This is a genomic window from Bordetella bronchialis, assembly GCF_001676705.1.
GTDB classification, from domain to species: domain Bacteria; phylum Pseudomonadota; class Gammaproteobacteria; order Burkholderiales; family Burkholderiaceae_B; genus Bordetella_C; species Bordetella_C bronchialis.
The window spans coordinates 1,687,237-1,699,359 of the sequence record NZ_CP016170.1 but is presented as its reverse complement, the minus strand read 5'-3'; the positions used below and the strand labels follow the sequence as shown (position 1 = coordinate 1,699,359).

Sequence of the window (12,123 nt, the reverse complement as noted above, 5' to 3'; positions counted from 1 at the left end):
GCCGCTCCGTGGGACAACTGATTAAAAAGGCAGTCGCAATCCTGGTGCCACGCTAAGCAGCTGGCGGCGGAAGTCTTCCTGGATGCGCGACAGTGCCATGCCGTTGTCGCCCTCGAAGCGCAGCATCACCGCCGGTTGCGCGGCCGCGGGCCGCGCCAGGCCGAAGCCGTCGTCGTATTCGACGCGCACGCCGTCCAGGTGAATGATCTCGCGCGCGCCCAGGAAGCGGCCGCTGGCGCGCAGCGCCTCGACCAGCCGGTACTGCTCGCCTTCGGCGGTGTCCAGCCGGAGCTCCGGCGTGGCGCAGGACTGCGGCAGCGCATCCAGCGCCTGCGACGCATCGCGATGGCGCGACAGCAGCTCCAGCAAGCGGGCCGCGGCGTACAGGCCGTCGCTATCGCCGTGCCAGCGGTCCTTGAAGCGGATGCCGCCGCCGGTCTCGCCGCCCAGCAGCGCGCCGGTCTCGCGCATCTTGTCGGCGATCTGCGCATCGCCGCCACGGCTGACCACGGACGTGCCGCCCAGCGCCTGGATCTCGCGTGCCAGATTGCGGCTGCTCTTGATGTCGTGCACCACCGCGCCACGGCGGCCCGACCCCAGTATGTCGCGGGCGAACAGGATGAGCAGGCGGTCCGCGCAGATACGCGCGCCCGAGCGGGTCAGCACCGAGACCTTGTCGCCGTCCCCCGCGATCGAAAGCGCCAGCTCGCAGCCGCTGTAGCGCAGGCGGGCGGCCAGGTCGGCCACGTAGCGGGCTTCCCCGGGCCGCGGCTCATCCGCCGGGTAGCTGCCCGTCATGTCGCAGGACAACTCGGTGACTTCGCAACCCAGTTCGCGCAGCGCATCGGGCGCCAGGCTGCCCGCGACGCCGTGGCCGCAGTCGAGCGCGACTTTCACCGACCGTTCCAGCCGGATATCGCTGACCAGGCGCGAGACATAGCACTGCGCGGCGTTGATCTGTGCCCGCGCGCCGGGGCGCGCCGCGCCGGGCTGCGGCGACCGCATGCGGCCGCGCAAGGCGTGCAGGGCGGCCTGCCCCAGCGTGTGGCCGTCCAGCATGATCTTGAAGCCGTTGTAGCCGTCGTCGTCGTGGCCGCCGGTCACCGCCACCGCGGCCCCGCTCTCGGTCAGGCGCGCCGCGAACCAGGTCAAGGGCGTGGCCGCCATGCCGATGTCGATCACCGCCATGCCGGATTCGCGCACGCCCGCCTGCAGCGCCGCGCCCAGCGCGACGCTGCTCAACCGCGCGTCCTTGCCGACCACCACCGCGCGCCGGCCCAGTTCAGCCGCGTAGCGTCCCACCGCCACGCCCAGGGCGTGCGCGAAGCGGGCATCGATTTCCTGGCCGACCCGGCCACGTATCTCATCTGCGCGGAAGACGTGCGGCGGGAATCCGGAAGCATCCGGAACACCCAGGGAATCCATGTCGTCTCCAATGCGCTATGGCTGGTTCTCGCCGTAATACGAGGCACGCGAGTAGCGGTACGGCCCGTACTTCGAGCGGTAGCCCCATCCCTCCGACTGCAGCTTCAAGCCGTTGAAGACGACACCGGCGACCGGCGCGCCCGCCTGCTGCAGGCGCTTGTTGGTCTCGCGGATTTCACCCACCGTGTTCATGCCGGAACGCACCACGACCATGACGGCCGCGGCATGCGCGCCCACCACCGCCGCGTCGGACGACGACAGCACCGGCGCCGTGTCGACGATGACGATGTCATAGTCGGCCGCCAGCGCATGCAGGCATTCGCCGAAGGCCTCGGAGGCCAGCAATTCGGAGGGATCGAAGGTGACCCGTCCCGTTGAGATGAAATCCACGCCGTTCATGATATTGCGCTTGGTCACGGCTTCCAGCGGCACGGTGCCCGCCAGGACCTCGAACAGGCCGTTCTCCGCGGAGGTCGCGAAATAGCGGTTCAGCGTGCCGCGGCGGAAGTCGGCGTCGATCAGCAGTACCCGCTTGCCCACCGCCGCCTGGATGAAGGCGAAGTTGGCCGACAGGAAGGACTTGCCCACGCCGGCCAGCGGCCCGGTGAACACCACGATGTTGTTGGACGAATCGCGCATGGCTACCTGCAGTACCGTGCGGAAGCTGCGCAGGCTTTCTATCGGCGGCGTACTGCCGTTGCTCTGCGCCAGCAGCGCCGGGATGCGGGCGTTCTTGCGCCGGGCGCGCCGCCACAAGCGGTCCTGCAGGTCGCTGTAGGGCACGGTCGCCAGCACCGGCAGGCCGGTGTAGCGTTCGATCTCGTCGGGGTCGGTCAGGCCGCCGAACAAGGCGTTGCGCAGGAAGGCGGCGATCACCCCCAGGATGAGCCCGGCCAGCGCCGCCACGCCGATCACAATGGGCGCCTTGGGGCTGAGCGGGCGTTCGGCCGGAATGGCGGTATCGACCACGCGCACGCTGCCCACCTTGCCGGCGCGTATCATGCGCAGCTGCTGCGCGTTGGCCAGCAGGCCCGTGTACAGGTCGGTGTTGACCTTCACGTCGCGGGTCAGGCGCACCACGTCCTGCTCCAGGTCGGGCAGCTCGCGGATCTTGCTGTTCAGCTTGTTCATATCGCCGGTCAGCGAGGCGATCTGCCGGTCGATGGCGGCGATGCTGGGATGCGAGGACGCGAAGCGGGTCACGAGTTCCTGGCGCCGCGCCTTCAGTTCGAAAATGCGGTTCTGGGTTTCCACGGACTGGCCCAGGACCAGCTTGGCCTCTTCGGTCAGGTCGATGGTGCCGCGCGAATTACGCAGCGCGTTGTAGCGCGTTTCCGATTCTTCCAGCTGCTTCTTCAGCACGGGCAGTTGCTGATCCAGGAAGGCCAGGGACTTTTCCGCCTGGGCCGTCTTGCGGTTGATGTTCTGCCGCACGTATTCCTGGCCGATCTCGTTCAGCACGGCCGCGGTCAGCACCGGTTCCTGCCCCTGCAGGGTGACGCCTATCACATTGGATTGGCGGCCGCGCTCGAAAATCCCCATGCGCGCCTGCAGCGACTCGATGGCCTCCAGGCGCGAATCGCGCACGATGGTGAAGTTGGTTTCGGGCCGCGCCTGCAGCGTGTCGATCTGCACTTCGATCGCGCCGCCCGGCACTTCGAAGCGCTCCAGCTGGCCCACCCTGCCCTCGAAGCGGCGGTCGTGCACGGGATCGATAAGCTCATAGGCGCCGCCGCCCAGCGCCACCACGCGCAGCTTCTTGCCTATCAGGTCGTCGGGGACGTCGATGCGGTTGACCTGGATGCGCTCGCCGCCCCATGCCCAGCCGCCGGGGATGGCGCTGGTGACCGCTTCCGGCAAGGCAAAGCTCTCGTGCCGCTTGGCCAGCCAGCGGCCGATCACGGGAAAGTAGTCGGGACTCGCATGCACGTAGAGCTGGTAATAGTCCACGGCGTGGCCGACGACCATGCGCGAACGCAGGATCTCCATTTCCCCCGAGGCGGCCTGCTTGATGTCGAAGATCGACGACACGTCGCTCAGCGTGCTCGTCCTTTGCCCGGTCGGCAACTCCTCTTCCACCTGTACCGCGATGTCGGATTGGTAGACGGGTGGCTTGACCATGTAGTACGCGACGCCGATCAGTGTGGCGAGCACGGTCACGACGATGATCATGAAACGGTTCGCCAGCAATACATCCACATACGACATCATCGGCGTGTCGGGCGTGGCGGCGCCGGTATTGGCGTATTCCAGCTGGAGAGGAGGCTGCTTCATTGTCGACTCGCTAGTAGGAAGAAACAACGCGCCGGCCCTGACCGGCACGCGGCGGCCCGCATCGCAACACCATGCGGGCCGCGTGCGGAGGGGGTTAGTCGCGGCGCACGGCGTCCACGGTCTGGACGGTCTGCGCGCTGGGGAACAAGAGCGAAATAAAGCGATTCCACCGCACCAGGTTGCCCGCGTCGACAAACACCACGTCCTTGGACTGCAACGGGAATTTCTGGGCAACCGCCATGGCTTGCGGTGATGCGCTGTCCAGTCTGAATACCTCCGGTGTGGCGTTCGGCATGGAGCGGACCACATAGATGTCCGCCGGTTCACTGGTCAACTGGCTGGGGCCGCCGGTTTCGCCCAAGGCGTCGCCCAGCGACAGCACACCGTCGCGCATCGTCAGCGCCAGCGGCTGCGTCACTTCTCCCATCACATACACCTTGTTCTCGTCGCGCGGCACGACGCGGACGATATCGTTGGAGTGCAGCAGGATGGACGTCGGATCGATGCCCGCCTGCTGCAGCGCCGGCAAATCCACACGCGTCGTCTGCCCGTTTCGGGTCACATAGACACGGCTGCGATCCGCGGTGGGCAGCACGCCGCCCGCCGTGTTGATCGCCTGCGGCAGGGTCATGGGCACATCAGTGATGGGCAGCGGTCCCGGCGTCTTCACCTCGCCTTCAACGAATACGCGTTTGCTGCGATAACCTAGCACGCGCACCGTGATTTGAGGATCCTGAATATAGTTGGCCGAGCCGCGTATCAAGCTGCTGCGGACCTGGGCCTCCGTCAACCCGGCTACCTTCACAAGACCGACATAGGGGAACTGAATGTAGCCATCCGAGGACACCGGATAGCCCGGAATACCTGCACCCGTATCGCCAAAGGTGAGTTCGGTCGGCCCCGTACCGATACTGTAGGTTTGCGTCGGAAGCACTAGTTCGGGGTGGTCCCAGACCACAATCGAAAGGATGTCGCCCGGGCCGATGACATACGGCGACGGCGTGCCGAGAAGTTTACGAACGTTATCGCCCACCGGCTGTTCGTTCGCCTTGGTCTGTTCCATCGCGACCCGCGGCGTTATGGCGGTGACTTGCACCTTCGAATTCGGATCGTTGGGATCGACCAGAAAGTCGGGCTTGTACCGCATGCCCGGCGCGAACGCGCAAGCGCCCAATAACGAAACGAGCGCCACCATAAGGGCGCCCCGGCACAGCGTGCGTAGTGTCGTGTTCATTGGCTTTCCACGGTTGATGACCTGTCAGGGCCTACTGTTTCGCGGTACTACGGCCGCGTAACGGGTTGCGACATTCCACGCGATTTCCGCGGTGCCGCACATTGGGCTGATGGCCTAATACCTCGCATAAGCCCTTTGGACGTTTCGACCTGCATGAGGGCTCCCTATGATTTTTCGGTCGCCATACTGCGGCGCCGCGCAGCCTGCCGGCCGCGCCGAGGAATCGCCTTGGAGCTCGTCATGGACACTTCGTCGGTGTACGCATCCGGCAGGCTGGCCGATACCAGCCTGCTGTTTCGATTAACCGATGCCGCGGTCGTCGCCGCGGTGGGATTGGCCGCGACCACATGGCTGGACGCGCGGCAAGGACCGGAAGTCGCGCCCATCCACGCGATGCTGGTTTATCTATGCAGCTTCGGCACGATCGCGCTGTTCCCGGCCTTCCGCCTGTACACGTCATGGCGCGGCCGCAGCCTGTTCGACCTGTCCGTGCGCAGTTTCGCCGCGTGGACGGCGGTGTTCGCGCTGGGCATTCTTATCAGCTTCCTCAATCACCAGGTGGGCGCGATATCGCGCTTGTGGGCGCTGGTGTGGTACGGCGGCACCGCGGCGGGCCTGGTGGGCCTGCGGCTGGTCGTGCACGGCATCCTGCGCGAGGCGCGCGACCGCGGGCTGGACCGCAAGCGCGTCGTGATGATCGGCTTCGGCACGCTGGGCCATGATCTGTGGCGGCGCGCGGCCATGGCGCGCAGCAGCGGCTACGAGATCGCGGGCATCTACGTCAACACCAAGGAACATCTGCCCGCCAAGGCGCACCACCTGACATCGCTGAGCGAGCTGTCGCCCTTCATCCGCGAGCACGAGGTGCGGGAGGTCTGGATCGCCCTGCCGGTGGAATCCAGCCAGCTGGTGCGCGAGGCCATCTATCACCTGCGCCACGACCCCATCGACGTGCGCTGGATTCCGGATGTGATGTCCGTGCGGCTGCTGGGCCATCGCGTCGACGAATTCCTGGGCGTGCCGGCGATCGAACTGAACAGCCTGCCCGCGGCGGGCATACGCGGCATGGCCAAGGAGGTATTCGATCGCGTCTTCGCCTTCTGCGTGCTGCTTGGCCTGTCGCCGCTGCTCCTGACCATCGCCCTGTTGATCAAGCTGACTTCGCGCGGGCCCGTGCTGTTCACCCAGGCGCGCCTGGGCGTGGACGGCAAGGTGTTCCGCGTCTACAAGTTCCGCAGCATGACGGTGCATCGCGAGCAGCATGGCACGGTGACGCAGGCCACGCGCAACGACGCGCGCGTGACATCGATCGGCGCCTTCCTGCGGCGGACCAGCCTGGACGAGCTGCCGCAGTTCATCAATGTGCTGCGCGGCGAGATGTCCGTGGTCGGACCGCGTCCGCACGCGCTCGAACACAACGAGCAATACAAGGATGTGGTGGCCCGCTACATGATGCGCCATCGCGTCAAGCCGGGCATCACGGGCTGGGCCCAGGTGAACGGCTTCCGCGGCCAGACCGATACCGTCCACAAAATGCGCGACCGCGTGGAGTTCGATCTGTACTACATCCAGAACTGGACCTTCCTGATGGACCTGCGCATCATCGCCAAGACCGCCGTGTCGGGCTGGACCGGGAAAAATGTCTATTGAAGGGGCATTGCCATCCGCCGCGGGCCGGCTCAGCCCCGAACGCTTCCGTGCCGCGGTGGACATGCTGCCGCTGGTCTCCATCGATCTGCTGGTGCGCGACCACCGCGGACGCTACCTGCTGGGCCTGCGCGGCAATCCGCCGGCGCAGGGCCGCTGGTTCGTGCCGGGCGGTCGCATACGCAAGGGCGAGGCGCTGGCCGGTGCGCTGCAACGCCTGGCGCGGGAAGAACTGGGCATGGCGCTGCCGCCGGCGGACTGGCGGCTGCATGGCGTCTACGAACACTTCTACGACATCAACTTCGCCGGCGAGGCCGGCATGACCACGCACTACGTAGTGCTCGCATACCGGACGCAATTGCCGCCCGGCCCGCTGGCCGCGGCGCTGCCCGCCGCCCAGCACCTGGGCTACCGCTGGGACACCCCCCAGGATGCCGCGGCCGACGCGGACGTCCATCCCTATACGAAGGCCTATTTCACGGAGCAACATCCATGACTGGACCCTATCCCGAGTTTCGCCCCGTCATTCTTTGCGGCGGATCCGGTTCGCGCCTGTGGCCGCTTTCGCGCGAGCTGCTGCCCAAGCAGTTCATCCGCCTGACCGGGGAACGCAGCCTGCTGCAGAACACCGTGATGCGCCTGGCCAATAACGCCGACGCCCGCCGCCCGCTGCTGGTGTGCAACGATGCGCACCGCTTCATCGCGGCCGAGCAGCTGCAGGAACTGGAGGGCATCCAGGCCGAGCTGCTGCTGGAGCCCTGCGCGCGCAATACCGCGCCCGCCATCGCCGCGGCCGCGCTGCGCGCCATGCGCGACGGCGAGGATCCCGTCATGCTGGTGGTGCCTTCGGACCACGTCATGGAGGAAGGCGAGGCGCTGCGCGAGGCCTTCCGCGCCGCGTACCAGGCCGCCTGCCAGGGCGCCCTGGTGACGTTCGGCGTACGCCCCACGGCGCCGCTGACGGGCTATGGCTATCTGCGGACCGAGGCCTCGGACGGCGCCTGGCGCCGCGTGCAGGCCTTCGTCGAAAAGCCCGATGCGGAACGGGCGGCGCAATTCCTGCGCGACGGCGGCTACTACTGGAACAGCGGCATGTTCGCCTTCCGCGCCTCGGTCTTCATCCACGAATTGCAGCGGCTGGCGCCGGACATGCTGGCCGCCGTACAGGCGGCGGTACGGGCCGGCGCGGGCGACGACGCGGCCTTCCGCCTGGACGCCGCCGCCTTTGCCGCCTGCCCCAGCGATTCCATCGACTACGCGGTCATGGAACGCACCGACAGCGCGGTCGCCGTGCCGCTGGACGCGGGCTGGAGCGACGTCGGCGCCTGGGACGCGGTATGGGACATCGCCACCAAGTGCCCGGACGGCAACTCCACCGCGGGCGATGTGCTGATCGAGGATTCGCGCAATTGCCTGGTCCATGCCACCAACCGCCTGGTGGCCACGATAGGCCTGGACAACATCGTCGTCATCGAAACCGCGGACGCCGTGCTGGTGGTGCACAAGGACCACACCCAGGACGTCAAGCGCGTGGTGGAGACCTTCCGCGCCCAGCATCGCTGCGAGATGACGCACCATCGCGAAGTCCGGCGCCCCTGGGGCTCCTACGATTCCATCGGCCAGGGCCCGCGCTACCAGATCAAGCGCATCACCGTGAAGCCGGGCGCCCGCCTGTCGTCGCAAATGCATCATCATCGCGCGGAACATTGGGTGGTGGTGTCGGGCACCGCGCGCATCCACAACGGCGACCGCACGTTCCTGCTTACCGAGAACCAGTCCACCTACATCCCGCTGGGCGAGGTCCATTGCCTGGAAAACCCCGGCAAGATCCCGCTGGAGCTCATCGAAGTCCAGTCCGGCGCCTACCTGGGCGAGGACGACATCGTGCGTTTCGAAGACATGTACGGACGGGTATGACCCCGCCGGCGCCCCTGCCCGACGCGGCGGGGCGCCGGCTCCACCGGCCGCGCCGCCGCGCCTTACACCTTAAGGCCGATACCCCGGCTACCGCGGCCTCAGTAATCTTCTTGGACCTCTCAGCCTTAAGGACACAGCCATGCCAAAACGGGCACTGATTACGGGAATCACCGGCCAGGACGGCGCCTATCTCGCCGAATTCCTCCTGGACAAAGGCTATGAGGTGCACGGCATCAAGCGCCGCGCCTCGTTGTTCAATACCGCCCGCATCGACCACCTGTACCAGGATCCCCATACCAGCCCGCGCAACTTCGTACTGCACCATGGCGACATGACGGACGCCTGCAGCCTGATCCGCATCGTGCAGGCGGTGCAGCCGGATGAGATCTACAACCTGGCCGCGCAGAGCCACGTCGGCGTTTCGTTCGAGGAACCGGAGTACACCGCCAACGCCGACGGCCTGGGCGCGCTGCGCCTGCTGGAAGCCATGCGCATCCTGAAGATGGAGGACCGCACCCGCCTGTACCAGGCGTCGACCTCCGAACTCTACGGCCTGGTGCAGGAAGTGCCGCAGCGCGAGACCACGCCCTTCTATCCGCGCAGCCCCTACGCGGTGGCCAAGCTGTATGCCTACTGGATCTGCGTCAACTATCGCGAGGCCTACGGCATGTACGCCTGCAACGGGATCCTGTTCAACCACGAATCGCCGCGCCGTGGCGAGACCTTCGTCACCCGCAAGATCACCCGCGCGCTGGCGCGCATCGCGCTGGGCCTGGAGGACTGCCTGTACCTGGGCAACCTGTCGGCCCTGCGCGACTGGGGACATGCGCGGGACTATGTGGAAATGCAGTGGCTGATGCTGCAGCAGGACAAGCCCGAGGATTTCGTCATCGCCACCGGCATGCAGTACAGCGTGCGCGACTTCATCAACGTCGCCGCGCGCGAACTGGGCCTGCTGCTGGCCTGGGAAGGCGAAGGCGTCAACGAGACCGCCACCGTCCTGCTGAGCCCGGCCTACGAGGCGGTCAAGCCCGGCCAGGTGATCGTGCGCGTGGACCCGCGCTATTTCCGCCCGACGGAGGTCGACACCCTGCTGGGCGACCCCACCAAGGCCCGCGAAAAGCTGGGCTGGACGCCGCGCACCACCTTCGACGGCCTGGTCAAGGAAATGATCGCCAGCGATCTGAAGGAAGCCCAGCGCGATGCGCTGGTCGAGCAGAACGGCTACGAAGTGTACGCCTACAAGGAGTAGCGCCATGGCGGACCTGGATCAGCACGTCTACATCGCCGGCCATCGCGGCATGGTCGGTTCGGCCATCGAGCGCGAGCTGCGCCGGCGCGGCTACCGCAACATCGTCACGCGGACCCACACCGAACTGGACCTGGAAAACCAGAACCAGGTGAACCGTTTCTTCTGCACCCAGCGGGTGGACACGGTCTACCTGGCCGCCGCCAAAGTAGGCGGCATCCTGGCCAACCAGAACTATCCGGTGGACTTCCTGTACCGCAACCTGATGATGGAATGCAATGTCATCCGCGCGGCCCATTCCGCCGGCGTGCGGCGCCTGCTGTTCCTGGGATCGTCCTGCATCTACCCCAAGCTGGCCCCGCAGCCGATGCGCGAGGACGCCCTGCTGACCGGCCCCCTGGAGCCGACCAACGAGCCCTACGCCATCGCCAAGATCGCCGGCCTGAAACTGTGCGAGGCCTACAACCGCCAGTACGGCGCGCGCTACCTGTGCGCCATGCCGACGAACCTGTACGGCCCCAACGACAACTACGACCTGGAAAACAGCCACGTGCTGCCCGCCCTGATCCGCAAGTTCCACGAGGCGCGCGAACAGGGCGCGCCCTCGGTGCCGATCTGGGGAACCGGCAAGCCCCGGCGCGAGTTCCTGCACGTGGACGACCTGGCCCGCGCCTGCGTCATGCTGGCCGAGTCCGACCGGGCGGAAGGCGTCTACAACATCGGCGTGGGCAACGATGTCTCCATCGCGGAACTGGCCGCCATGGTGGCCCAGGTGGTGGGCTACCAGGGCGATCTGGTGTACGACGCCAGCAAGCCGGACGGCACGCCGCGCAAGCTGCTGGACGTCAGCCGCATCCACGCGCTGGGCTGGCGCGCGGAGATGGGCCTGCGCCAGGGGATCGAATCCACCTACCACGACTATGTACGCCATGCCGCGCGGCAGGCGCTGCCCATGGCCTAGGGCCTGTTAACGCCAGGGGCTGGCCCGGGTAAGGGATACGCGCCATCGACAGGGGGGAATCGCGCTCATGCGTGCGCTCGTCAGGAAGTACATCGCCGGCAATGCCTCGTTCTGGGGCTTGATGGAATACGGTCTGGGGCCACTGATCGCCCTGGCGGCCACGCCCATCCTGCTGCGCCAGCTGGGCACGGTGGGCTTCGGCCAGTTCGCCATGATCATGGCGCTGGCCGGATTCGGCAACGTCGCCAACCTGGGCGCGGCCGTCACCGGCACCAAACTCGTATCCGAACGGCTGCACGAGGCCGGCGGCGCCATGCGGGGCGCCGGGGTCAGTTTCGCCCTGGTCGGCTGCGCGCTGGCGTTCGTCATGGCCCTGGCGCTGGCCGCCTGGGGCGGCGTGTCCTGGCTATGGCCCGACGCCACCTTCGGCGGCATACCGGTTTCGACGCTGGCCCTGCCGGCGATGGTGGTCTACCTGAGCCAGCAATTCGACCAGTTGTTCACCGGCTGCCTGAAGGGGCGCGAGGCCTTCGCGACGACCGCGCTGTGCGAGGTGGGCGGCCGTTTCACGGCCTACGGCGCTACATGCACCGTGGCCATGCTGACGCATTCCCCCACACTGGCCAGCCTGACCCAGGCCGGCGGGCTGCTGGCCACCGGGCTGATCAAGATGCACGTCTTCGCCCGCCGCGACGGCCATTACGTCGTGCGGCCACTGCTGGACCGCACCGCCATGGGCGCGGCCTTCCGCTTCTCGCGCTGGTCCTGGCTGAATAGCCTGAGCGCCGTGGCCTTCGGATCGGTGGACCGCATCCTGGTGGGCTCGCTGCTGGGCCCCGCCACCCTCGCGATCTACACCGTCGGCGCGCAGATCGGCCAGATGATCCACACCGCGTCGGTGGCGGTATTCCAGAAAACCATGCCGCGGGTCAGCCACCTGGCGGCGGGCGCCGACGGCGAGCGCGCGGTATCCCGCGAGGTGCGCCGCCTGATGGCCGTCAACCTGACGCTGTCGGTGCTGGGCACGGCGGTGGCGCTGGCGGCAAGCGGCCCCGTCCTGTCGCTGATGCTGGGCCACGCCTATACCGCCGGCCACCTGGCCACCTTCCGCCTGCTGATACTGGCCGCCGGACTCTTGTCCCTGAACGTCGTGGCGCACTTCTCGCTACTGGGCATGGGCAATAGCCGGGCCGTGGCCGTGCTGAACGGCCTGGCCGGCGTCAGCATGGTCTGCGTGCTTTTCATGCTGGTGGCGCCGGTGGGCGAAAGCGCCGCCGGCTGGGCCCGCATCGCCTATTCGCTGACGACGCTCTACGGCATATATCTTGCCTTGCGGCAATCCCGCCCGCCGCCTTTCGTCCCTGCCCGCACCGCAACACGGTAGTTTCCCGCCCATGCTGAGGTCCTTGATGCGCA

At 67.1% G+C, this 12,123-nt stretch carries 9 protein-coding genes; 6 read left to right on the top strand and 3 right to left on the bottom strand.

Annotated elements, in window-relative coordinates; genetic code table 11:
• Positions 1–21 precede the first annotated feature (21 nt).
• The 3 genes from BAU06_RS07550 to BAU06_RS07540 all read right to left on the bottom strand — a co-directional run bounded on the left by BAU06_RS07550 (position 22) and on the right by BAU06_RS07540 (position 4,933).
• Positions 22–1,425, bottom strand: coding sequence for a phosphomannomutase/phosphoglucomutase (locus BAU06_RS07550; protein ID WP_066346498.1), 1,404 nt, complete (start codon positions 1,423–1,425; stop codon positions 22–24).
• Positions 1,426–1,440: 15 nt separating this feature from the next.
• The gene (locus BAU06_RS07545) at positions 1,441–3,699 is read right to left on the bottom strand and encodes a polysaccharide biosynthesis tyrosine autokinase (protein ID WP_066346496.1); all 2,259 of its coding nucleotides are present in this window, start codon (positions 3,697–3,699) and stop codon (positions 1,441–1,443) included.
• Between the two features lie 94 nt (positions 3,700–3,793).
• Entirely contained in the window at positions 3,794–4,933 is a 1,140-nt protein-coding gene (locus BAU06_RS07540) for a polysaccharide biosynthesis/export family protein (protein ID WP_066346494.1), read from the bottom strand.
• A 240-nt stretch (positions 4,934–5,173) separates the two neighbouring features.
• Between BAU06_RS07540 and BAU06_RS07535 the strand changes: the two genes are divergently transcribed.
• The 6 genes from BAU06_RS07535 (at position 5,174) to BAU06_RS07510 (ending at position 12,091) form a co-directional block, all read left to right on the top strand.
• The gene (locus tag BAU06_RS07535; protein WP_066346491.1) at positions 5,174–6,583 is read left to right on the top strand and encodes an undecaprenyl-phosphate glucose phosphotransferase; all 1,410 of its coding nucleotides are present in this window, start codon (positions 5,174–5,176) and stop codon (positions 6,581–6,583) included.
• The gene (locus BAU06_RS07530) at positions 6,573–7,076 is read left to right on the top strand and encodes a GDP-mannose mannosyl hydrolase (RefSeq protein WP_082993564.1); all 504 of its coding nucleotides are present in this window, start codon (positions 6,573–6,575) and stop codon (positions 7,074–7,076) included. Before BAU06_RS07535 ends, BAU06_RS07530 begins: the two co-directional genes overlap by 11 nt.
• A complete protein-coding gene (locus tag BAU06_RS07525; RefSeq protein WP_066346490.1) occupies positions 7,073–8,497 on the top strand; it encodes a mannose-1-phosphate guanylyltransferase/mannose-6-phosphate isomerase in 1,425 nt (474 codons plus the stop codon). Before BAU06_RS07530 ends, BAU06_RS07525 begins: the two co-directional genes overlap by 4 nt.
• Positions 8,498–8,636: 139 nt before the next feature.
• Positions 8,637–9,749, top strand: coding sequence for a GDP-mannose 4,6-dehydratase (gmd, locus tag BAU06_RS07520; RefSeq protein WP_066346488.1), 1,113 nt, complete (start codon positions 8,637–8,639; stop codon positions 9,747–9,749).
• Positions 9,750–9,753: 4 nt separating this feature from the next.
• A complete protein-coding gene (fcl, locus tag BAU06_RS07515) occupies positions 9,754–10,707 on the top strand; it encodes a GDP-L-fucose synthase (protein ID WP_066346484.1) in 954 nt (317 codons plus the stop codon).
• 67 nt (positions 10,708–10,774) lie between these two features.
• A complete protein-coding gene (locus BAU06_RS07510) occupies positions 10,775–12,091 on the top strand; it encodes a lipopolysaccharide biosynthesis protein (RefSeq protein WP_066346483.1) in 1,317 nt (438 codons plus the stop codon).
• The last annotated feature ends 32 nt before the right edge of the window (positions 12,092–12,123 follow it).

Bases quoted from the DNA above. Each gene is read 5' to 3' on its own strand.
- BAU06_RS07510 (WP_066346483.1), top strand. From the start codon at position 10,775: ATGCGTGCGCTCGTCAGGAAGTACATCGCCGGCAATGCCTCGTTCTGG.
- BAU06_RS07535 (WP_066346491.1), top strand. From the start codon at position 5,174: ATGGACACTTCGTCGGTGTACGCATCCGGCAGGCTGGCCGATACCAGC.
- BAU06_RS07530 (WP_082993564.1), top strand. From the start codon at position 6,573: ATGTCTATTGAAGGGGCATTGCCATCCGCCGCGGGCCGGCTCAGCCCC.
- BAU06_RS07545 (WP_066346496.1), bottom strand. From the start codon at position 3,699: ATGAAGCAGCCTCCTCTCCAGCTGGAATACGCCAATACCGGCGCCGCC.
- BAU06_RS07525 (WP_066346490.1), top strand. From the start codon at position 7,073: ATGACTGGACCCTATCCCGAGTTTCGCCCCGTCATTCTTTGCGGCGGA.
- BAU06_RS07550 (WP_066346498.1), bottom strand. From the start codon at position 1,425: ATGGATTCCCTGGGTGTTCCGGATGCTTCCGGATTCCCGCCGCACGTC.
- gmd (WP_066346488.1), top strand. From the start codon at position 8,637: ATGCCAAAACGGGCACTGATTACGGGAATCACCGGCCAGGACGGCGCC.
- fcl (WP_066346484.1), top strand. From the start codon at position 9,754: ATGGCGGACCTGGATCAGCACGTCTACATCGCCGGCCATCGCGGCATG.
- BAU06_RS07540 (WP_066346494.1), bottom strand. From the start codon at position 4,933: ATGAACACGACACTACGCACGCTGTGCCGGGGCGCCCTTATGGTGGCG.